19 protein-coding genes are annotated in these 20,604 nt (G+C 65.8%); 10 read left to right on the top strand and 9 right to left on the bottom strand.

Features of this window, described 5'->3' with window-relative positions:
• Positions 1-77 precede the first annotated feature (77 nt).
• Entirely contained in the window at positions 78-1,169 is a 1,092-nt protein-coding gene (locus tag WI560_RS28590; RefSeq protein ID WP_375305853.1) for an enolase C-terminal domain-like protein, read from the bottom strand.
• 188 nt (positions 1,170-1,357) lie between these two features.
• On the opposite strand from WI560_RS28590, the gene WI560_RS28585 reads away from it, so the two are divergent.
• Complete coding sequence (locus WI560_RS28585) at positions 1,358-2,920, top strand: adenylate/guanylate cyclase domain-containing protein (protein WP_375305852.1); 1,563 nt, start codon at positions 1,358-1,360, stop codon at positions 2,918-2,920.
• A 348-nt stretch (positions 2,921-3,268) separates the two neighbouring features.
• Here the strand turns inward: WI560_RS28585 and WI560_RS28580 are convergent, their stop codons facing one another.
• Together WI560_RS28580 and WI560_RS28575 are read right to left on the bottom strand one after the other, a co-directional pair.
• Complete coding sequence (locus tag WI560_RS28580; protein WP_375305851.1) at positions 3,269-4,198, bottom strand: alpha/beta hydrolase; 930 nt, start codon at positions 4,196-4,198, stop codon at positions 3,269-3,271.
• Between the two features lie 193 nt (positions 4,199-4,391).
• Positions 4,392-5,006, bottom strand: coding sequence for an alpha-ketoglutarate-dependent dioxygenase AlkB (locus WI560_RS28575; protein WP_375305850.1), 615 nt, complete (start codon positions 5,004-5,006; stop codon positions 4,392-4,394).
• 81 nt (positions 5,007-5,087) lie between these two features.
• Here WI560_RS28575 and WI560_RS28570 point away from each other — a divergent pair, with 81 nt between their 5' ends.
• On the top strand, positions 5,088-5,228 hold the full coding sequence (locus WI560_RS28570; protein ID WP_375305849.1) for a hypothetical protein: 141 nt from the start codon (positions 5,088-5,090) through the stop codon (positions 5,226-5,228).
• Here WI560_RS28570 and WI560_RS28565 read toward each other — a convergent pair.
• From WI560_RS28565 to WI560_RS28555, 3 genes are read right to left on the bottom strand one after another with little or no spacing between them, the layout of a single operon-like run.
• Complete coding sequence (locus WI560_RS28565) at positions 5,225-6,811, bottom strand: ATP-binding protein (RefSeq protein WP_375305848.1); 1,587 nt, start codon at positions 6,809-6,811, stop codon at positions 5,225-5,227. The genes WI560_RS28570 and WI560_RS28565 overlap by 4 nt on opposite strands.
• Positions 6,808-7,512 (bottom strand): response regulator, encoded by a 705-nt coding sequence (locus tag WI560_RS28560; RefSeq protein ID WP_375305847.1) that lies wholly within the window; start codon positions 7,510-7,512, stop codon positions 6,808-6,810. The genes WI560_RS28565 and WI560_RS28560 overlap by 4 nt, the downstream gene beginning before the upstream one ends.
• A gap of 13 nt (positions 7,513-7,525) precedes the next feature.
• Entirely contained in the window at positions 7,526-9,034 is a 1,509-nt protein-coding gene (locus WI560_RS28555; protein WP_375308932.1) for a DUF4173 domain-containing protein, read from the bottom strand.
• A gap of 188 nt (positions 9,035-9,222) precedes the next feature.
• On the opposite strand from WI560_RS28555, the gene WI560_RS28550 reads away from it, so the two are divergent.
• A complete protein-coding gene (locus WI560_RS28550; protein ID WP_375305846.1) occupies positions 9,223-10,557 on the top strand; it encodes a glycoside hydrolase family 3 N-terminal domain-containing protein in 1,335 nt (444 codons plus the stop codon).
• 60 nt (positions 10,558-10,617) lie between these two features.
• Here the strand turns inward: WI560_RS28550 and WI560_RS28545 are convergent, their stop codons facing one another.
• On the bottom strand, positions 10,618-11,889 hold the full coding sequence (locus tag WI560_RS28545) for a DUF892 family protein (protein ID WP_257192569.1): 1,272 nt from the start codon (positions 11,887-11,889) through the stop codon (positions 10,618-10,620).
• A gap of 90 nt (positions 11,890-11,979) precedes the next feature.
• Positions 11,980-12,588: a TetR/AcrR family transcriptional regulator gene (locus WI560_RS28540; RefSeq protein WP_375305845.1), complete on the bottom strand. Its 609-nt coding sequence runs from the start codon at positions 12,586-12,588 to the stop codon at positions 11,980-11,982.
• 101 nt (positions 12,589-12,689) lie between these two features.
• Here WI560_RS28540 and WI560_RS28535 point away from each other — a divergent pair, with 101 nt between their 5' ends.
• The 3 genes from WI560_RS28535 to WI560_RS28525 all read left to right on the top strand — a co-directional run bounded on the left by WI560_RS28535 (position 12,690) and on the right by WI560_RS28525 (position 14,063).
• Positions 12,690-13,385, top strand: coding sequence for a PspA/IM30 family protein (locus WI560_RS28535; RefSeq protein ID WP_375305844.1), 696 nt, complete (start codon positions 12,690-12,692; stop codon positions 13,383-13,385).
• Positions 13,386-13,424: 39 nt separating this feature from the next.
• On the top strand, positions 13,425-13,700 hold the full coding sequence (locus WI560_RS28530) for a YiaA/YiaB family inner membrane protein (protein ID WP_257176388.1): 276 nt from the start codon (positions 13,425-13,427) through the stop codon (positions 13,698-13,700).
• A 156-nt stretch (positions 13,701-13,856) separates the two neighbouring features.
• The gene (locus WI560_RS28525) at positions 13,857-14,063 is read left to right on the top strand and encodes a hypothetical protein (RefSeq protein ID WP_028134265.1); all 207 of its coding nucleotides are present in this window, start codon (positions 13,857-13,859) and stop codon (positions 14,061-14,063) included.
• 159 nt (positions 14,064-14,222) lie between these two features.
• Here the strand turns inward: WI560_RS28525 and WI560_RS28520 are convergent, their stop codons facing one another.
• On the bottom strand, positions 14,223-15,068 hold the full coding sequence (locus tag WI560_RS28520) for an SDR family NAD(P)-dependent oxidoreductase (protein ID WP_375305843.1): 846 nt from the start codon (positions 15,066-15,068) through the stop codon (positions 14,223-14,225).
• A gap of 191 nt (positions 15,069-15,259) precedes the next feature.
• Between WI560_RS28520 and WI560_RS28515 the strand changes: the two genes are divergently transcribed.
• The 4 genes from WI560_RS28515 (at position 15,260) to WI560_RS28500 (ending at position 20,558) form a co-directional block, all read left to right on the top strand.
• Positions 15,260-16,756, top strand: coding sequence for an aldehyde dehydrogenase family protein (locus WI560_RS28515; RefSeq protein ID WP_375305842.1), 1,497 nt, complete (start codon positions 15,260-15,262; stop codon positions 16,754-16,756).
• A gap of 113 nt (positions 16,757-16,869) precedes the next feature.
• A complete protein-coding gene (locus WI560_RS28510; RefSeq protein WP_375305841.1) occupies positions 16,870-17,997 on the top strand; it encodes an alkene reductase in 1,128 nt (375 codons plus the stop codon).
• Between the two features lie 165 nt (positions 17,998-18,162).
• Positions 18,163-18,666 carry a GFA family protein gene (locus tag WI560_RS28505; RefSeq protein WP_375305840.1) on the top strand — a complete coding sequence of 168 codons (504 nt, stop codon included), beginning with the start codon at positions 18,163-18,165 and terminating at the stop codon, positions 18,664-18,666.
• A gap of 230 nt (positions 18,667-18,896) precedes the next feature.
• Positions 18,897-20,558: a thiamine pyrophosphate-binding protein gene (locus tag WI560_RS28500; RefSeq protein WP_375305839.1), complete on the top strand. Its 1,662-nt coding sequence runs from the start codon at positions 18,897-18,899 to the stop codon at positions 20,556-20,558.
• Positions 20,559-20,604 lie beyond the last annotated feature (46 nt).

Genomic DNA, 20,604 nt, shown 5'->3' with positions numbered 1-20,604 from the left:
CCAATGACGGGGAATGCAGTCGCCCTCATCCGCCGACATTGGCAATGACGGACATGTCGAGAGCCTCCGCCCTCGACCTACCCGGCCAGATACTTCTTCACCGCCGCCTCGTCCCATTCGATCCCGTTGCCGGGATGCTCGCTCGGCAGCGCAAAGCCGTCCTTGATGGTCAAGCGCGTGGCAAGCACCGCGTCGGCCCAGTCGACATACTCCAGCCAGTGCGCGGTCGGTGTCACGCAGAGCAGGTGCGCGCTGACTTCCGAGAACAGATGCGACGACATCTCGATGCCGGCAGCATGCGCCAGAGCAGCGGCGCGCAGCCAGCCGGTGACGCCGCCGATGCGCTGGACGTCGGGCATCACGTAGTCGCACGCTTCCGCCGACAGTGCGGCCTGCATCGAAAACGCGCTGTCGAAATTCTCGCCGATCTGCACCGGCGTATGCAGCGCGTCTGCAATGCGGGCGCAGCCGGCATAATCGTCATGGCGGATCGGCTCCTCGATCCAGGTGAGGCCCTCGTCGTCGAGCATCTCGCCGCGGCGGATGGCCTCGGTCACCGTCAGCGCCTGATTGTAGTCGCACATCAGCGTCACTTGGTCGCCGACGGCCTTGCGGACCGCACGAACGACGGCAAGATCCTCCCGCGCATCGGGACGGCCGACGCGGATCTTGGCAGCCTGGAAGCCTTCGGCCAGCAGCTTGTGGGCCTCCTCGACGGCGGCGCCCGTCGGCATGATGCCGAGCCCCTTCGAATTGTACGCCTTCACCGGCTTCGGCGCGCCGCCGAGCAGGCGCGCCAGCGGCAGGCCGCGCGTGCGCGCAAGCGCATCCCAGGCCGCCATGTCGATGCCGGACTGGGCCAGTCGTTGCAGGCCGGCGAGGCCCAGCAGCGTGAAGCGCTGCGCCAGCTTGCGTTCGATCTCGAACGGCAGCAGCTCGTCTCCGGCGAGGAGATCTGACATCTCCGTGACCATCGCCGCCAGCGGCTTCAGGGCCGAGGGCGTGAGCGAGAACAGATAGGCATGGCCCACCGCGCCCTGATCGGTCTCGCAGTCGATCAGCACCAGCGGCGCCTTGGCGACCGCGCCGGTCGCGGTCTGGAGCGGCAGGTTCATCGGCACGATCACGGGGCGCGCCTGGAAGCGCTTGATGCGGATGGTTTCGGTCATGGGCTTCTCCCGGCCGGGCGGATGCAGATCGATGCCGATCTTAAGCATCCGTGATCAAACGAAAAGCGATTTGCTGCGACATCATAAAATGGGGTTGCGCCGGCCTGCAATTATGGGCTCTGTGCCGCCGCATTCCCTGCCACGGATTCTGGCAATTTGCGGCAAATCGCACAGAACGGAGCCACAGCGTGAAACGAGAGATCTCCGAAGAGCAGCGCAAGAACGGCATCCTCACCGGGGCCGTGATCGCCTTCCTCCTGCTCGCTCTGCCGCTTGCGGTGTGGCTGGACCTGACCGAGCTCAGCAAGACGGCGTTGCGACGCCAGGCGATCGATCTCAATTCGGTGATCACGAGCGTGCGCGGCTATTACGCCTCCAACGTGGTCGGGCGCGTGCTGGCCAATCCCGACGGGACCACGAAGGTCGTGCACAATTACGAATCCGTTCCCGGCGCGATCCCGATTCCGGCGACGCTGTCGCTGGAGCTCGGACGGGTGATCGGCGCGCAGCAGGAGAACATCACCTACCGGTTCGTCTCGGACTTCCCGTTCCAGAACCGCGCGGCGCACCAGCTCGACAAGTTCGAGAAGGACGCGCTCGATTCGCTCAGGAAGGATCCTGAGCAGAAGATCGTGGACACCGAGACCTCGCTGTTCTCGGACAAGGTTCGCCTGGTCGCGCCGGTCACGATGGGCCCGGCCTGCGTGAGCTGCCACAACAGCCATCCCGAGAGCCCGAAGAAGGACTGGAAGGTCGGCGACGTCAGAGGCATCCAGGAGGTGATCATCGCGCAGCCGATCGCCGCCAACATCTTCTCGTTCAAGTTTCTGCTGGCCTATTTCGTGATCGCAGCCGGCAGCGGCCTGGCGTTCCTGTCGCTGCAGCGCCGTCAGGCGCGTCGCATCAAGGGCATGAACAAGGAGCTCGAATCCGCCAACGACTTCCTGGCCTCGCTCTCGATGAAGATCTCCCGCTACATCCCGCCGCAGGTCTACAAGAGCATCTTCTCCGGCCAGAAGGACGTCACCATCCACACCGAGCGCAAGAAGCTCACCATCTTCTTCTCCGACATCCAGAATTTCACGGCCACCGCGGAGCGGCTGCAGCCGGAGCAGCTGACCCAGCTCCTCAACGAATACTTCACCGAGATGTCGGCGATCGCCCACGATTATGGCGGCACCATCGACAAGTTCATCGGTGACGCCATGCTGATCTTCTTCGGCGATCCCGAGACCAGGGGCGATCGCGCCGATGCGCAGGCCTGCCTGCAGATGGCCTGGCGCATGCAGCAGCGCCTGGCCGAGCTCAACGCGAAATGGCGGGCGTCCGGCATCGAGCAGCCGTTCCGCTCACGCATGGGCATCAACTCGGGCTATTGCAATGTCGGCAATTTCGGCAGCGCCGACCGCATGGACTACACCATCATCGGCGCCGAGGCGAACCTCGCCGCGCGCCTGCAATCGATCGCCGAGCCCGGCGGCATCGTGCTGAGCTACGAGACTTTCGCGCTGGTCAGCGACATCGTCCGCGCCCACGCTTTGCCGGCGATCACGATGAAGGGCATCAGCCGCGAGGTCATTCCCTATTCGGTCGATGCACTCGATGACGGGGCGGCGGAGCGGAGCGGCATCATTACCGAGCGCGCGCCGGGGCTCGAGCTCTATCTCGATCCCGCGGTGGTGAAGTCCGGCGACGCCGCCCGGGTGCGCGCGCTGCTGGAGAGCGCGCTGGCTTCGCTGAAGCCCGCGTGAGATTCTCGTTACCCTCCCCTGGAGGGCAGGGCTATCGCATATGGCGCTTTGCGAGGCTTTTGCGCGCGCCTCGTCCTTCGAGACGACCGCTTCGCGGTCTCCTCAGGATGAGGCTAAGCAGCATTGGTGCTCGTTGACATTGGTGCCGCGCCCTGGTCCTCATCCTGAGGGCCCGCCAACGGCGGGCGTCTCGAAGGATGGCCACAGGCGAGATCGCTCCCATATGCGATTGCCCCCCCTGGAGGGGCCTCTCCAGGGGAGGGTAAGAGGTTCGTCCCCGCGCGCGCTAGGCCACCTCACATCGCCGCCCCTTCCGTGGACGCCGTCTTGATCACGTCGCCAAAAGGCCTACGGCAGCCCCCGCGCCTCCAGCTGCTTCACCAGCAGCAGCGTCGGCTCGGCGAGGCTGTCGCCGGAGCCGTCGAGACCGAAGGCGCTCGCGATGCCGTCGCGGCTGCGCAGCAGCGCGCTGCGCGGGCAATGGCCGGCGCCGCAGAGCGTCTTCTTCAAGGTTTCGCCCTGTGCGACGGTGCTGGCGGAATCGTCGGCGGCCCAGGCCAGCACGATCGGCACATCGACGTTGAGGATGCCCGGGAAAACCGAGCGCCTGTTGTATTGGCCGGAATCGCTGCCGAGATAGGCCTTCTCGCTGTCGCTCGCGTCCTTGCCGGCGCGGTAGATGCCGGACACCAGCACGACGGCGGCGACATCGGCGCGGTCGGTCTGAAACTCGGGATGCGCCAGCAGGGTGGCGACATGGAAGGCCCCGGCACCGTAGCCGACCGCAACGATCTCGCGGGCGTCGCCGTTGAACAGGTCGATATTGCCGTGAACCCAGGACAGCGCCGCCGCCACGTCGCTCGCCCCGGCCGGCCAGGTCGCCAATGGCGCCAGGCGGTAGTTGACGCGCACGCCGATCATGTCGTTGCGCGCGGCAAAGCACATCGCCTGGTCCTGGATCTGGCGCGACAATTCCGGCGCGGCGTGGTCGCCGGTGAACGTGTCGCCGGTCACGAACAGCAGCACCGGCCGCGGCGTGTCCGCCTTGGTGGCGCTGGCGGCGACATCGAGCACGTTGGCTTCGCTCTCGCCGTAGCGCAGGCCGCGGGTGAAGCTGACCTGCTCGCACAGCCGCGCGGTGCCGCCGGCGGTGGTGTCGGAATCGGTGAGGCCGACCCGGACGAGATCCGGGGGGCCCGTCGGCCTTGCCGGCGATACGACATGGGCAGACGCCGCCGTCATGGTCAGTAGCAGGAAAAGTGTCAGACAATTCTTCATGGTGATGCCGGCCTTCGGGGCCCATATTGGCCCGCTGATGTGGCCCGTCTTTTCAATTCGCCTCATTAGTCAGCCGGCCTTGAGGCGAATTCGCGGCACCTTCGGCAGATCCGCGGCCGGCGCGGAACGGGCTGCCGGTGCGGCAAGCGGCCGCGCCAGAAAGGCACGTTCGAGGGCACAGAGCGCTTGCGCTCTACTGTGCATGGGGTTGTTTTCGCATTTTTAGCTTGGAGGGCCTGTCAGGCCCGTTCATGGTCCGGAACGTGATGGAGTAACGGCGCGCCTCCACCGGCGGGATGCTGTGCTCCCATTGAGAGCGCGCCTCGCTTTGCATCATGTAAAGGGAGCGCGGCTGCGCCTCGAGCGTGTGGCGCTGCCATTTGTCGCCGCTTCGGCGGCGGAAGCGGAACTTGCAGGCCGAGCCCAGCGACAGTCCGAGGACCTCATTGAACTGCGGCTTGTCGCGGTGCCAGCCGATGCCGACGCCGATGTCGTATTCGGTGCAGAGCACCTGCCGGACGCTGGCCTCGGGCAGCCCCGCCCAGGCCTCGACCCGGCGCGCGATCGGCAGCAGCCAGTCCGGGATCGGCTCCGCCTCGGCCAGCCGCTGCAGCGAATAGTCATAGCGGTAGCCGAAGGACGCCACGCGGCGATTGCCCTCGAAGGCGCCGAACTGGAAGCGCTGCAGCGGCAATGCTGCGATGCGGCCGATCAGATCCTGCTCAAGGGCGGCTTCGATAAAATTGTCGACATGGCGAAGCCCGGAAGGCCCTGCTTCCGGCTCAGTGAACAATCCAAGCTGCGTCATTCCTCGCATTTCCGTGACGGAACCTTTTGCCGGCCCAAGCGACTTACATAGGACGCGGGAAGTAACGTGCGAGAGGCTGTCATGGCACAGAAGCATACCGCAGATCCGGCTGAGATCATGCGGGCGACCGGTCATCCCGAGCTGGAATATGCCGCCGGCTGGACCATCGCTGGCCTGGTCACCATCGGCACCATCGTCGCCGTGTGGGTCTTTGCGATCTAGCCGACCGGAAACTGGAGCTCGAAGGCCGCGCCCTCGTCGGTCGGCTTGAGGCTGATCGAGCCGCCATGGCTCGCCATCACCGCGCGGGCGATCGCAAGCCCCATCCCGGTGCCGCCCTGGTCGCGGCGGGTGGTGAAGAACGCATCGAAAATCCTGTCGCGGTTCGGCGCCGAGATCGGCTCGCCGTCATTGCTCACCGTCAGGCGCAGGGTCGTGCGCTCGCAGGCCGCCTCCAGCCGGATCGCCCTCGCTTTGTGCCGCACGGCGTTGTCGGCAAGATGCGACAGCACGATCAGGGCCTTTTCGCCGGACATGGCGATGGAGCGGTCGAGGTTGCCGCTGGCCGCGATCGCGCTCTCCGGAAACCGGCTCCTGAGATCGGCGATCACCGGCGCGAGCTCGGTGCGCTCGTTCTGCGGCAGGCTCTCGGCGCGGGCGAGCTCGCGCAGCCGCTGCGCCATCGCCTCCAGGCGCTGGGTGTCGGACAGGATATTGGCAATGAACGTGTTCTGCTCGGCCGGCGTCAGGCTGCCTGCCTTGCCTTGAACCGAATCCTGCAACAGCTCGGCCGCGCCCTTGATCGAGGTCAGCGGCGATTTCAGCTCGTGGGTGAGGTGAGCCGAGAATGTCGCGATATAGTCCGAGCGCCGCGCCAGCTGCTCGGCCATGCCGAGGAAGCTGTGGGAGAGCTGGGCAAACTCGCGCGTGCCGTAATGCCGCAGCGGCTGGAACGCCTCGCGGTCGCCACGGCCGATTCGCGCAGCGCGGTCCATCAACTCGCGCATCGGCAGGGTGATGGTGCGCGAGAACACGAGGCCGATCGCGATGGTGCCGAGGACGACGGCGAGGCCGGCCAGCACGAACTTGGCCCGCTCCTGGTAGAGATGATCGAAGATGTTGCTCGGCGTCCGCGTCGTGTAGATCACGCCCGCGACGCGGTTGTTGACGATGACGGGCATGGCCGAGAACACGTGCATGCCGAGGCCGCGGCTGAAGGAATAGATCGGCGGCGGCGGCTTGTCCGGCACGCGGTTGCGCAAGGTCGCGCGGTATTGCCCGTGCAGCGCGTCCGCGACCTCCTCGATATGGGCGAGCGACTGCCCGACCTCCTGCCGCCCGGCAATGACGACGCCTTGCGGATCGAGGATCCGAAAGCCCGCCAGTGTCACCTTCTGGGTCTCGCGGATGATCGGCGTCAGTCTTGCGCCGATTTCGACATAGCCGGGCTGCGCAGGGCGCGATGCCGGCTGCGCATCCGGTCGGCGCCGCAGCAGATCGTTGGCGGTGAGATCGAGCGCGGGCCGGATCGGCGTGACCGGGTCGCCGGGATCGGGCAGCACGTTCGGCGGCACTTCGGCCCCGAGCGTCAGCCCGCTGTCGAGCCGCGCCAAAACTTCCTGCGCGTAGATCGTCGCCAGCACGCGGCTCTGCGCGATCAGCTCGGCCTGGGTCTGGCGGATCAGCTGATTGTCATAGAGGCGGAAGAAGAACAGGCCGACCAGCGGCAGCACGGCGACGGTGGCCAGCACCGTGAAGATCACGAGGCCGAGCGACGGCCGCCATTTGTCGGGCGCCGCCTTCATGCCTCTTTCTCGCAGCGGCCGAGCTTGAAGCCGACGCCGTGGATGGTCTCGATCACGTTGTCGCAGGCCAGCGCCGCGAGCTTGGCGCGGATGTTGCGGATGTGGCTGTCGATGGTGCGGTCGGAGACCTGGATGTTGAGCTGGTAAGCCGCCCGCATCAGCTGCTCGCGGTTGAAGACCGACGTCGGTCGGGTCAGGAACGCGCGCAGGATGCCGAACTCGATCGCGGTCAGTTTCAGCGGCGTGCCGGCGAAGGTCGCGACATGCTGCTCGGGGTCGATGAGCAGTCCGCCCTGGGCCAGCGCGGCGGGGCCAGACTTGGTCTCGCCGTTGCGCGGGTTGAGCCGGCGCAGGATGACGTTGACCCGCGCCACCAGCTCGCGCGGGCTGAACGGCTTCGTCACGTAGTCGTCGCCGCCGATCTCGAGGCCGAGGATGCGGTCGATCTCCTCGTCGCGCGCCGACAGAAACAGGATCGGCACGTCGGACGTCTTGCGGATCTCGCGGCAGACGTCGAGGCCGTCGAATTCGGGCATGCCGATGTCGAGCACGATCAGGTCGGGCTTGTCGGCGGCCACCCGGCCGAGCGCCTCCTTGCCGTCGCGGGCCTCGATCACGTCCATGCCGGCCTTCTTCAGGGCGACGCGGATGACCTCGCGGATGTGGCCCTCGTCGTCGACGATGAGAATGCGATGCGCCAAGAAAACTCTCCGCTCACCCCGCCGGCCGGCTGCCGGACTGATCCTTCGCCAGCGCGTCCAGCCTGCGCTGAAGCCGCCAGCTCCGAAAGCCCCAGCTCCGCCAGGCCAGATCCTGGCGCTGCTGTTCTACAAGGCGGTCGCGTCGCGACACAAGGCAGCTCTCGCTCGAGCCGGGCCGGAGCGCGATGGCCCTGTCGATGGCCGGCAGTGCCTGTGGTCCGAGCGTCAGGAGATAGTCGATGTCGATTTGCAGGCCGTTGCCCGACGCTTCCCGGCTGTGCGTGACATTATAGTCGGCGATGAAGGCATCGAAGTTCACAAGCGAGCAGCCATAAAGCACGGTCGCGAGCGCGATCAGATTGGCGCCGACGAGCCATTTGTTGGAGCGTTGGAGGGCGATGCGGGCCACGATCAGGACCAGTCCGAGCGCGACCAGCCCCATCCAGATGAAGGCCGCGATGCGCCAGTAGGTCAGCATGTAGACGTTCACGTAGAGATCGAGGCGCAAGATGGAGGAGGCGACGAGAAGCACGTTCTGTCCCACCCAGAGATAGACCAGCGGCCGGATCACCGTCGAGTTCTCGGCCGGCCCGCCCGGGCGCATCGCCACCAGCACGAAGGCCGCGGCGAGCAGGGCGGTTACGATCAGCGGATAGGCCCCGCGGTGCGCGTAGCCGGCATAGGTCAGATTGTCGGGCAGTGCCAAATGGCCCCAGAGATAGATGCCATCGAGAACGGACTGCGCCGCAAACAGCAGGTTGAACAGGATCAGCGAGCGCAGGATGGTGGAGGGGCCGAGGAATTCGGCTGCGACAACGGGCGGGAGCGGCGGCGGCACGAGGCCGTTGGCCACAGCGGTGTCGACGATCGGCTTGCGCCGCCAGCGCACGTGAATGAACGGCCAGACCAGTGCCAGCATCAAGGCCCAGAACAGGACGCGCGGGATGCTGACATAATGAAGGATGAGCTTCGGATTGAGCAGGGACACCCATTGCTCGATCACCGGATTGGCCGCGGCGAAGAGCGCGACGAAGACGGCGCTGAGCGCTGCCGGCAGCAGCCAGCGCGCGATGCCGCGGGTGAGCGCCGACGCGTTGAACGCCTGGGGCGTATCAAGAAAGAACCTGAAGGGACTGAGTAGGACGAAGTTGCGTAGCGCGCGGCCGCGGTCGGTGAGCCCGGTCGTTTCCGCATTGGTCGCGAGCAGCAACGCGATCGCCAGCGAGGCGACGAGGATCAGGAACGACAGCGTGTTGAGCTCCTCGATAACGGGCACGAGACCGGCGGCGAGAACGGCCGAACCGATCATGGCGCGGCGTAGGTTCAGGGTCGCATGATTGAAGAGCACCGACACGCCGGCGATCGCGATCGCAAACAGCGCCAGCGACAGCCCGGCCCGCTGCCCGTAGAACAGCCAGTCGGCGAGCGCGGCCAGCACCAGGGCGAGGCCGACCTTGGCCGGGATCGAGGAATGACCGATCGGCTTGATTTCGTCCGCGATCGTCGACGCCAGGCTCGTCATGTCCAGAAGACCTTTCGTGGTGGTTGGCATGACGCATCGTGAACGGCTCTCGTGCAGAAGGCGGGACCATCGTCTGCACGGCTTCAGGAGTCTTTTGCAGATTTCGTGCAGGCGCGCTTTTGCCTCTCGCGCACCGCCAATCGCTTTGATAGGTGCGAAGCATTCGCCCTCATAGCATGTGGCACATCATGCAAATCCTCCGTCGTCTCGGTCTCATTCTGCTGTGGTTTGCCGCGCCTGTGGCCGCGTTCGCGGCCGTCAACAAGAACGATCCCTATCTGCTCGTGCTGCGCGGCGCCGGAAACATCGCGCTTGTCGCCGCAAGCCTGCTGATCGTCGCCGTTCTGCTGTGGCGGGGACATTGGCGCAGCATCGCGGGCAAGCTGCTCGTCATGCTCTGGTGCCTGCCGTCGCTCCTGATGTCCGCGGCGCATCTGAAGTTCGAGTTGCGCAAGCACGACGTTCTCAACGCCACCGAGGCGCGGCAGCTCGGGGCTCACTTCATGGTCGGCTATTCCTCCTTCCCGGAGGTCGCGCGCCTCGCCAGGCAGGGACTGATCGGCGGCGTCTATGTCACCCGGCACAACCTCCGCGGCGGCACGGTCGAGACGCTGCGGAACGAGATCGCCGCGCTCCAGGACATCAGGCGCGCTGCCGGCCTGCCGCCGCTGGTCGTCGCCGCGGACCAGGAGGGCGGCATCGTCGGGCATCTCGCGCCGCCGCTGACGAAAGTGCCGGCCCTGGCGACGCTCACAGGGCTTGCGCCCGACGATCAGCAGGCCAAGGCGCAGGAGTTCGGCCGCATCCATGGCCGCGAGCTCGCCGGGCTCGGCGTCAACCTCAATCTCGCTCCGGTGCTCGATCTCAAGCCGCCGGCACGGCGCAACCGGCTCGATTTCCACACGCTGATCGGCCAGCGCGCGATCGCGAGCGATCCGGCCGTCGTCAGCACGATCGCGAGCGCCTATGTGCGCGGGCTGGAAGCATCCGGCGTCGGCGCCACGCTCAAGCATTTTCCGGGTATCGGCCGCGTGCGCGCCGACACCCATCATTTCAGCGCCAATCTCGACACGCCGGTCGAAGAGCTGGAGGCGACCGACTGGCTTCCGTTCCGCGAGGTGCTATCGCATTCGCGCAGCGCGCTGATGGTCGGCCACGTCACGCTCACTGCCGTCGATCCGGATCGCGCCGCCTCGCACTCGAAAGCCGTCGTCCAGGGCATCATCCGCGACAAGTGGAATTACCAGGGGGTGGTGATGACCGACGACCTCGTGATGGGCGCGATCTACCAGAACGATGTCTGCAAGGCCGTGGTCGAGGCGATCAATGGCGGCGTCGATCTGCTGCTGGTCGCCTATGACGGCGCGCAGTTCTATCGCGTCTTCGCCTGCGCCCTGGACGGGGCGCGGCAGGGCAGGCTTGACGCGGCCATGCTGCACGCGAGTGAGACGAGGTTGGCGAGGGGCTTTCCATCCGAGAAGACGGGAGCCGCGTCGCTCAAGAGAAGCGGTACGCGGGGCTAGTCGAGGTATCGCCCCGCGCGTAATGGCGCGAGGCGATCGAGTGCTGTCGTCGCAGCTGTCCTATTCCGCCTGCTCCAGTGCCGCGGGCATCTTCGCCACCGACATCAAGGACCGTGCGACCTGATTGAGCAGGAGGTCGGCGTTCTCTTCCTCGGCGAGGGATTTGGAGAGCAGGGCGACGATGGCGCTGTGCCGGAGCTGCTGCGCCAGGTTACGTGCCGTGGTGTAGCCGGACATCTCGTAATGCTCGACGCGCTGGGCCGCCGAGATCAGCGCGAGGTCGGCGGCTGCGTCCTCCTTTTCCTGGCCTTCCTTCATGACCTCCTGGCCTTCCTCGATTAGGCCCATCATGCCCTTGCAAGGCTTGGCGCGAGCGGTCTCGCCGAGCAGCTCGAAGCATTCGTTGATGCGTTCGACCTGATTTTCGGTCTCGGCCAGGTGTTGCTCGAACAGTTCACGCAACTGGTCGAAGCGGGCGGATTGCGCCATCTTGGGGAGCGCCTTGGTCAACTGCTTCTCGGCATGGAGAATGTCACGCAGCTCGTGAAGCAGAAGGTCGGTGAGGCCTGCCTCGTCGACAGGCGACGAGCTCTCCGCGACGATCGACGGGGCCGCGCCGGGGTCAGAAGACTGGAGCGCGGGCGATTCCGTGAACACCCAGTCCTCTCCTTCGTTCCAGGGGCCGCGGGTGTCGATCTCGCCGTGGTCGCCGCTGCCGGTGGAGTCGTTGAAGTACTGATTCACGAGGCCGGGCGTCGGCGCGATCCTGCCGATACTGAAGGCAGGCTTGGACAGGCTTTCGAGCGCGCGCGCGAAAGCCTTCATATGCGTGATCTCGCGCGTCATCAGGAATTGCAGCGCGTCCTTGGAGCCGGCGTCGTCGCAGAAATTGATCAGCCGCTCGTAGACGATCTTCGCACGCGCCTCGGCGGCGATGTTGCTGCGAAGATCGACGTCGAGCTCGCCGGTGATCTTGAGATAGTCGGCGGTCCAGGGATTGCCTTGCGAGTTGAACAGGTTGACACCGCCCCCGCCGGCGATCGCGATCAGCGGATCGGCTTCGGCTGCCTGGCGGTCGTTCTTCGAAGGCGCAAGATGCATCCTTGCAAGGCAGCCGACGACTTCGAGATGGCTGAGCTCTTCGGTCCCGATGTCCATCAAGAGGTCCTTGCGATCGGGGTCCTCGCAGTTCAGCCCTTGAATCGAATATTGCATCGCAGCCGCGAGTTCCCCGTTGGCGCCGCCGAATTGCTCGAGCAGCATATTGCCGAAGCGCGGATCGGGCTCGTCGACGCGCACGGTGAACATCAGCTTCTTGACGTGGTGATACATGGAATGACTCGCGCTGTGAGGGAAACGATGCGCGTCAACCGGTGCTCGGAATGTTCGTTCCTAACCGAGCCCGAGATTCAATTCGCACTTCTACGCCTCTCGCGCGATCAATCCGTCGATCATCGCGCGCACCAGGGCCGCGATCTCCTTGCGCAGCGCCGGCAGCGGCACGGCAACCAGCTTCTGCTCCAGTCCGAGCGCCACCATGCCATGCACCGCCGAGAACAGGCTGCGCGCCGTGATGCCGAACTCCTCGCGGCTGCGCTGTGGAAACAACGCGGCCAACGGCTGGTAGATGTGGCGGAACAGCTGCATCTGATCCTGGACGGACCAGTCGGGGACGACCTTGTCGGCTTCCATGCGGTGCTCGAACAGCGCGCGCCAGAGCTGGAGATTGTCGGCCGCGAAATCGCAATAGGCGAGGGCGATGCGGACCAGCGTCTCCTGCGGCGACGGCTCGCCCGCGCTTTCCGCGGCGCTGAGCGCCTGGTCGAGCCGGTGCAGGGTGCGCGAGCCTACGCGCAGGATCAGCTCGTCCATGTCGGCCACGAGGTTGTAGACCGCGCCATTGGCGCAGCCGATCTCGCGGGCGAGATCACGGGTCTTCACCCCCGACAATCCGCGATCGGCAATCATGCGCTCCGCCGCCAGGATCAGGTCGGACCGGAGTTTCTCTCGATGTTCCAGGGCCTTAGACATTTCGGCCAAAATTTTGAGCGATGCTCAAGTTTTTCTTGAACGTTGTTCAAGTTCCTTGCTACAAAGCATATGTGAGCAACGCTCATAACAGGGAGCTGAAGATGTTCAAGACTGTAGTGACGCTTTTCCGCGGCAGCGTGGCCGCCGCGGGCGAAGAGCTGGAAGACCGGACGGCCCTGCTGATTCTCGACCAGCAGATGCGCGATGCGGCTGCCGCCGTCGAGCGCAGCAAGCGGACGCTGGCGCTGGCGATCGCGCAGGACCAGCAGGAAGGCCGCAAGCTCGAGGCGACCCTCGCCCGCATCGCCGATCTCGAGACCCGCGCGGTGGCGGCGCTCGACGGCGGCCGTGACGACCTCGCCAGGGACGCCGCCGAGGCCATCGCGGGCTTGGAGGCGGACCGCGATGCCGCGATGACGGCCCGCGCGCTGTTCGCGACCGAGATCGCGCGGCTGAAGCGGCACGTCGCAAACGCGCAGGCCCGCATCACCGAGCTCGATCGCGGCCGCCGCGTTGCCCGTGCCTCGGAGGCGGTCCGCTCGTTACGCCGAAGCGGCATCGAGGCCGCGCGCCCGTACGAATCCACGCTGCCGGAAGCTGAAACCACTTTGCGGCGCCTGCGCGATCGGCAGATGGAAGCTCAGGCGGCCGACGATGCGCTGGTCGAGCTCGATGCGGCCACCGGTCCCATCGCCGTCGCCGAAAGATTGGCCGAGCAGGGCTTTGGCCCGCGGCTGAAGACGACCGCAGACGACGTGCTGGCGCGGCTGAAGTCCAAGCGCCCGGCGTCGGCCTGATCGCAACTCCTTCATCATTCGTCCTCACAGGAGACCATCATGAACCAGAATGGCCAGCCCCACAGCAGCGCCTGGGTGACCTTCACGTACGCGTCCTTCGCAGCTTCCGCCTTCCTCGTCGCCATCGGCGTCTTCTTTCTGCCGGTCGACGTCTGGATGAAGGGCTATCTCACCATGGGTATCGTCATGCTGGTCCAGACCTGCATCACCCTGACCAAGACCGTGCGCGACAATCACGAGAGCAGCCGGCTGGTGAACCGCATCGAGGATGCGAAGGCCGAGCGGCTCTTGATGGAGGTGTCCAAGGCCGCATGAAAAGCGCCTTGAGCCGATCCGGGAGACAAGGAGAGCCGCGGAGCAATACGCGCCGCGGCTCTCGCGTCCGCAACCATGGTTGCGACCCGCATCGCGCATTGTGCTTCGGCTGCAGGTGCGATATGGCTCTCGCGCGTTCAGAGGCGGAGACGAGCTTTGTCGAAACAATCGCTGCGCGAGGAGGCCGAGCGCCTGATCCGCGAATCGATGGAAAAGAAGTCCATCGTCGTCAAGCAGGGCACGACCCGCATCGAGGCTGTCTGCGGCAAGTGCGGTGCCCCGAACCGGGTGCAAGCGGAAAAGGGCCAGAGCCGCGTCAAGTTCGCCTGCAAGAATTGCGGCCATCAGCAGGAGACGTTGTAGGGCGCCTGCCCCAGCTTGCCGCGCCGCATACTCTAACCCCTCATCTTGAGGAGACCGCTGAAAGCGGTCGTCTCGAAGGATCGAGGCCGGACTGCCTTTGCCGGGTCTGCATGGTTCGAGACGCGCAAGGGCGCGCTCCTCACCATGAGGGTCTGACAGCTACTCCTCCTCCACGAACTTCTTGAACGCATCCGCATAATCCGGATGCCAGCGCGACAGCGGCGGGCGGTTCGCGACGATGTCGCCGGCGGCCCACAGCATGCGCTTCTCATCGAGTGCGCGCGGCACGTCGTTGTCCGGGCACAGGATGTAGAAGTCGCCGGCCTCCAGCCGGGCCAGCATGAAATCGACCGTCTGTTCCGGCGTCCAGGCGCCGGCCGGCTTTTCGGTGCGCCCCTTCGCGGTGAGGCCGGTGAAGACGAAGCCGGGGATCAGCAGGTGTGCCGTGATGCGACAATCCTTGGTGTTGCGCAGCTCATGCTGGAGCGCCTCGGTGAACGCTTTCACGCCGGCCTTGGAGACATTGTAGGCGGGATCGCCCGGCGGCGTGGTGATGCCCTGCTTGGAACCGGTGTTGATGATGAGGCCCGGTTTGCCGCGCGCGATCATGTTGGGTGCGAAGATGCGCGAGCCGTTGATGATGCCCCACATGTTGACGGCGATGATGCGCTGCCAATGATCGGGTTCGCCGAACAGCGTGCTGCCCGGCTGGATGCCGGCATTGTTCATGAGGATGTCGGCGCCGCCGAACCGCTCGCGCACTGCGCGTTCGAGTTCCGTCAGGCTTTCTGTCTTGCTGACGTCGACCACGGCCGTCATCACGTTCGCGGCACCGGCGATGGATGACAGTTTTGTTGCGGCCTCGACCAGGCGTCCCTGATCGACATCCGCGATGCACACCTTCATGCCGGTGCGCGCAAACGCCGCGGCGGCGGCAAGCCCGATTCCGGCTGCGCCACCTGTGATGACGGCAACGTTGTCTTTGACGATGGCGGGATGCGACATGGCTGAACTCCGGCAAAGCTAAAGTTGCGCTCGGTCGCGTTATAGCACGCGCGCCGTTCGACCCTGCACAAGTCGGCATGGGAGGTCTTCGCTTCACGCCGTCTTTACGCCCCTCCGGCCCGGTTGTACCCTATTCGGCGAACGATCCCGCCCAGATCGACCCAATCAATCACCTGACAGGGAGTGCAGCCATGGCTGTGTCGCAGGCTATTCCGATCACGCGCCATCCGTTCGCGAATGGGTCCTACAAGCAGATGCTGATCGACGGAAAGTGGGTCGATGCAGTCTCGGGCAAGCGCTTCGAGACCCGCAATCCTGCAACGGGCGAGCTGCTCGCAACCGTTGCCGAGGGCGACAAGGAAGACATCGATCGTGCGGTTGCTGCCGCACGCCGCGCTTTCGAAGGGCCCTGGAGCAAGGTCAAGCCGTTCGAGCGCCAGAACCTGCTCCTGAGGCTCGCCGACCTCGTCGAGAAGAATTTCGACGAATTGTCGCAGCTCGACACGCTCGACATGGGCGCGCCGCTCAGCCGCACCCGCGCCTATCGCCTGCGCGCCGTCGGCATGCTGCGTTACTATGCCGGACAGACCACCGCGATCCACGGCGAGACCATCGAGAACTCGCTGCCTGGCGAAATCTTCTCCTACACGCTGAAAGAGCCGATCGGCGTCGTCGGTGCCATCATTCCCTGGAACGGGCCGCTCACCGCGACGATCTGGAAGATCGGTCCTGCGATCGCGACCGGCTGCACCGTGGTGCTCAAGCCCGCCGAGGAGGCGCCGCTGACTTCGCTGCGCATCGCCGAGCTGGCAATGGAGGCGGGCATTCCTGCCGGCGTCGTCAACGTCGTGCCCGGCTATGGCGAGACCGCGGGCGCCGCGCTCGCCTCGCACCACGACGTCGACAAGGTCGCCTTCACCGGCTCGCACGTCACGGGACAGTCGATCATCCGCGCCTCCGCCGGCAACCTCAAGCGCGTCTCGCTCGAGCTCGGCGGCAAGTCACCTGACATCGTGTTCGCCGATGCCGATCTCGATGCCGCCGTGCCGGGCGCGGCGATGGCGGTGTTTGCCAATTCGGGGCAGATCTGCAGCGCCGGCACGCGCCTGTTCGTCGAGCAGTCGATCTACGAGGAGTTCGTCGGCCGCGTCGCCGAGTTCGGCAAGAAGCTGCAGGTCGGCAACGGTCTCGATCCCAACGTGCAGATCGGCCCGCTGGTCTCCGAGCAGCAGCTGGAACGCGTCACCGGCTACCTCGACATCGGCCAGAAGGAGGGCGCCAAGGCGCTCGCCGGCGGCGGCCGGGTCACCGAGGGCGCGCTGTCGAAGGGCTTCTTCGTCTCGCCGACGGTGTTCGCGGGCGTCCAGGACAACATGCGCATCGCGCAGGAGGAGATCTTTGGCCCGGTCATCTCCGCGATCGCGTTCAAGGACATGGACGAGTTGGTCAAGCGCGCCAACAACACCACGTTCGGCCTCGGCTCCGGCCTGTGGACGCGCGACGTCAGCAAGGCGCATGCGGTGGCGAAGCGCCTGCGCGCCGGCTCGGTGTGGGTCAACTGCTACCAGGCGATGGACCCGGCCGTGCCGTTCGGCGGCTACAAGATGAGCGGCTACGGCCGCGAGTCCGGCAAGCAGCATGTCGAGGAATATCTCAACGTGAAGGCGGTCTGGATCAAGACGGCGTAAGGCGTGCTCTGTCGCGTTCCGTCAGAGAGAATATCTGCTTGGGGCGGCGCCTTTTCCGGTGTCGCCCCTCACTATACGATCCCGCATCCTTTCCGTAGACACCCGGGGCACACATGAAATTCGAAGCGTTGTTTAGGCCGTTGCAGGTCGGTCCGTACAAACTTGCGCATCGCGTCGCGATGGCGCCGTTGACGCGCATGCGGGCCGAGCGCGAGAGCTTTTCGCCGCGGCCGCTGAATGCGGAATATTACGCCCAGCGCGCCACGCCCGGCGGCCTGATCATCGCCGAGGCCTCGCCGGTGCTTTCGCACGGCCGCGGCAATCCGGCGACGCCCGGCATCTATTCGCAGGCGCAGATCGACGGCTGGCGCAAGGTGGTCGACGCGGTGCACGCAAAGGGCGGCATCATCTTCCTCCAGCTCTGGCATGTCGGCCGCGTCTCGCATTCCTCCTTTCACAGCGGCGAGCTGCCGGTTTCGGCTTCGGCGATCCCGATCAAGGCCGAGGGCATGAAGGCCATGACGGCCGACGGCAAGATCTCGGACTATGAGACGCCCCGCGCGCTGGAGACCGGGGAGGTCAAGGGGATCGTCGAGGCCTTCAGGCAAGGCGCCAAGAATGCGCTCGCGGCCGGGTTCGACGGTGTCGAGATCCATGGCGCCAACGGCTATCTGCTCGAGCAATTCCTGCAGTCGCGCAGCAACCAGCGCACCGACCAATATGGCGGTTCGATCGAGAACCGCGCGCGGCTGCTGCTCGAAGTCACGCAGGCCGCGATCGATGTCTTTGGCGCGAACCGCGTCGCCGTCCGGCTTTCGCCTTACGGCATCGCCAATGATTCCGGCGAGCCGGATCCGATGCCGCTCTACACCTACGTCGTGAAGGCGCTCGATAAGCTCGGTCTTGCCTATCTGCATCTCATCGAGCCGCGCTCCAGCGGCGCCGGCCGTGCCGACGTCCACTGGGACAACGTGCCGTCGGCGATGGTGTTGTTCCGACCGCTCTACAGCGGCGTGCTGATGACCGCCGGCGGCTTCACCGGCGAGACCGCGAACGCGGCGATCGCCGACGGCCACGCCGACATCATCGCATTCGGCCGCATCTTCATCTCGAACCCCGATCTGCCGCGGCGCCTCGAGCACGGCTACCCGATCACGCCGTACAACCGCGCGACCTTCTACGGCGGCGAGGAGAAAGGGTATACGGATTATCCGGTGTATGACGAGCTGACGCCGGCCTGACCTCCTCTGTCATTCCGGGGCGCGACGAAGTCGCGAACCCGGAATCCATCTGAATGCATAACCTGGAAGTGAGATGGATTCCGGGCTCGTTGCTTCGCATCGCCCCGGAATGACGAGCTTGATTTGTTGCGCGACCGCCAGCCGCAATGACGACGGAGAAAGACGATGGCCAAAGCCGCAGCCGCCGCAGGGATCGCCACCGGCCAGTGCCTCTGCGGCAAGGTCGGCTTCGAGATCGACGTGCCCGCGCGCTGGGCCTGGCACGATCACTCCGCCGCCAGCCGCCGGGCCCATGGCGCGGCCTATGCGACCTATGTCGGCAGCTGGAAGAAGCGCTTTCGCATCACCTCGGGCAAGACCGCGCTCACGCGTTACGAAGACAAGGCGACCAAGACCACCCGCAGCTTCTGCTCGCATTGCGGCACCCCGATCGCCTATGAACGGCCGCGCGGGCCGCACATGGTCAACATCCCCCGCGCGCTGTTTCGGGAGCGCACCGGCCGCCAGCCGCTCTATCACATTGCGATCGAGGAGCTGCAGGAATGGGCCTATACCGGCGAGCCGTTGGTGCCGCTGAAAGGCTTTCCGGGCGTGGTCTGGCAGCGCTCGAAAAAGAAGAAGCGCGCCGGCGGCGAGGACCCGTTCGAGCTCGGGCGAGAGGAGATGTAGCGCGGGCTGGGCGCACAACTCTCGTGCACCGCAGAGCCGGGGCCCATGCATCAGCGAGCTCGGAGCGAGTCTGGGTCCCGGCTCTGCGCCGCAACGCTTCGCGCTGCGACGCGTCCGGGACATGAGACCGCCAGGCGCAACGCAGCCATGACCGCGCTTCCTTGCGCGTCTGCTTCGATTCCGGTCATCATGTCTTCGTCCTTGCGGCCACGTCCGCTCCTGGAGGAAACATGAAGAACAAGATCACCGGCCGCTCCGCCTTTCTTGCGCTGCTCAAGGACGAGGGCATCACGCATCTGTTCGGCAATCCCGGCACCACCGAACTGCCGATCATGCATGCGCTGAAGGACCATCCTGATCTCACCTATGTAATGGCGATGCAGGAGAGCCTGGTGGTCGCGATCGCCGATGGCTACAGCCGCGCCTCCGGCAAGCTCGTCGCCTGCAACGTCCACGTCGCGCCCGGCCTCGGCAATGCCATGGGCTCGCTCTACAACGCCCAATTCACGGGCACGCCGATGATCCTCACCGCGGGGCAGCAGGAGCAGGGCCATGGCCTGATGGAGCCGGTGCTGTACGGCCCGCTGGTCCGCATGGCCGAGCCGCTGGTGAAATGGGCGGTCGAGGTGACGCGGCTGGAGGATCTGCCGCGCATCGTCCGGCGCGCCGCCAAGATCGCGACAACGCCGCCGACCGGGCCGGTGTTCATCTCGCTCCCCGGCGACATCCTGAACAGCGAGGCCGGCATCGAGCTCGGCCGCTCCACCCGCATCGACGCCCGCGTGAAGCCCTCGGACGAAGCGTTGAAGGCCTTTGCCGCGCGGCTGCTCAAGGCCGAGCGCCCCGTCATCGTCACCATGGACGAGGTGGTCAAGAGCGATGCGCTGAAGGAGGCGGCCGAACTCGCCGAGCTGCTCGGCGCCGCCGCTTACCAGTCTTCGACGCCGTATGGATCTCACTTCCTCTCCGAGAGCCCGAGCTTCGTCGGCACGCTGGCGCGCGTGCAGAAGGTCGCGCGCGATACGCTGGCGCCATACGACCTCCTGATTGCGCTTGGCGGCGATCCCTTGCGGATGTCGGTCTATAGCGAGGTCGATGCGCTGCCCGACGGGCTCGGCATCGTGCAGGTCGGCCTCGTCGACTGGGAGATCGCCAAGAATTACGGCGCCGAGATCGCGCTGAAGGCCGACCTGAAGGAAACCCTGCGCGCGCTGATCCCGGTGTTGAAGGAGATGGGCGGCGCCGCACTCGCGAGCCGGGCGAAGCAGCGCCTTGCCGAGCTTGCGCCGAACAATTGGGCCGCACGCCGCGCCGCGCTGGTCGAGCAGATCGGCAAGAGCGCCGGCCGCACGCCGATCGATCCCGACTTCCTGGTGCTGCAGATGGTCGAGGCCATGCCTGAGAATGCGATCCTGGTCGACGAAGGCCTCACCTCCAGCCGCCACGTCACGGCGCTGCGGCCGCACCGCGACCGCTATGGCTATCACGGCCTTGCCTCCGGCGGCATCGGCTGGGGCCTGCCGGCCTCGGTCGGCGCCAGCATTGCCAATCCGGATCGTCCCGTCGTCTGCTTCTCGGGCGATGGCAGCGCGATGTATTCGATCCAATCGCTGTGGACGGCGGCGCATCACAAGCTGCCGCTCAACGTCGTCATCGCCAACAATGGCGGCTACCGCATCATCAAGCAGCGCCTGCTCGCCTTCCACGGCGACGACAATTATGTCGGCATGGATTTCGCCGACCCGCCCGTGGATTTCACCGGCGTCGCGCGAGCGCTCGGCTGCGAAGCGATCAAGGTCAGCGATCCCGGCGAGCTGAAGGCGACGCTGGCGTCGGCGTTCAATCGGCCGGGAACCAAGCTGATCGAGGTGATGGTAGACGGGAAGGTGTAGCGCGGGGCTGCTCCGCTGTCGTCCCGGCCTAGTGCGCAATTGCGCA

Source organism: Bradyrhizobium sp. A11, from assembly GCF_042077125.1.
Lineage (GTDB): Bacteria > Pseudomonadota > Alphaproteobacteria > Rhizobiales > Xanthobacteraceae > Bradyrhizobium > Bradyrhizobium japonicum_B.
Note: the sequence above shows the minus strand (reverse complement) of the source record. Positions and strands in the feature narration are given on the sequence as shown.

What these genes read in the sequence shown, in the direction of transcription:
- WI560_RS28590 (WP_375305853.1), bottom strand. Translation starts at nt 1,169, where the DNA reads ATGACCGAAACCATCCGCATCAAGCGCTTCCAGGCGCGCCCCGTGATC.
- WI560_RS28580 (WP_375305851.1), bottom strand. Translation starts at nt 4,198, where the DNA reads ATGAAGAATTGTCTGACACTTTTCCTGCTACTGACCATGACGGCGGCG.
- WI560_RS28575 (WP_375305850.1), bottom strand. Translation starts at nt 5,006, where the DNA reads ATGACGCAGCTTGGATTGTTCACTGAGCCGGAAGCAGGGCCTTCCGGG.
- WI560_RS28570 (WP_375305849.1), top strand. Translation starts at nt 5,088, where the DNA reads ATGGCACAGAAGCATACCGCAGATCCGGCTGAGATCATGCGGGCGACC.
- WI560_RS28565 (WP_375305848.1), bottom strand. Translation starts at nt 6,811, where the DNA reads ATGAAGGCGGCGCCCGACAAATGGCGGCCGTCGCTCGGCCTCGTGATC.
- WI560_RS28555 (WP_375308932.1), bottom strand. Translation starts at nt 9,034, where the DNA reads ATGACGAGCCTGGCGTCGACGATCGCGGACGAAATCAAGCCGATCGGT.
- WI560_RS28550 (WP_375305846.1), top strand. Translation starts at nt 9,223, where the DNA reads ATGCAAATCCTCCGTCGTCTCGGTCTCATTCTGCTGTGGTTTGCCGCG.
- WI560_RS28545 (WP_257192569.1), bottom strand. Translation starts at nt 11,889, where the DNA reads ATGTATCACCACGTCAAGAAGCTGATGTTCACCGTGCGCGTCGACGAG.
- WI560_RS28540 (WP_375305845.1), bottom strand. Translation starts at nt 12,588, where the DNA reads ATGTCTAAGGCCCTGGAACATCGAGAGAAACTCCGGTCCGACCTGATC.
- WI560_RS28535 (WP_375305844.1), top strand. Translation starts at nt 12,690, where the DNA reads ATGTTCAAGACTGTAGTGACGCTTTTCCGCGGCAGCGTGGCCGCCGCG.
- WI560_RS28530 (WP_257176388.1), top strand. Translation starts at nt 13,425, where the DNA reads ATGAACCAGAATGGCCAGCCCCACAGCAGCGCCTGGGTGACCTTCACG.
- WI560_RS28520 (WP_375305843.1), bottom strand. Translation starts at nt 15,068, where the DNA reads ATGTCGCATCCCGCCATCGTCAAAGACAACGTTGCCGTCATCACAGGT.
- WI560_RS28515 (WP_375305842.1), top strand. Translation starts at nt 15,260, where the DNA reads ATGGCTGTGTCGCAGGCTATTCCGATCACGCGCCATCCGTTCGCGAAT.
- WI560_RS28510 (WP_375305841.1), top strand. Translation starts at nt 16,870, where the DNA reads ATGAAATTCGAAGCGTTGTTTAGGCCGTTGCAGGTCGGTCCGTACAAA.
- WI560_RS28505 (WP_375305840.1), top strand. Translation starts at nt 18,163, where the DNA reads ATGGCCAAAGCCGCAGCCGCCGCAGGGATCGCCACCGGCCAGTGCCTC.
- WI560_RS28500 (WP_375305839.1), top strand. Translation starts at nt 18,897, where the DNA reads ATGAAGAACAAGATCACCGGCCGCTCCGCCTTTCTTGCGCTGCTCAAG.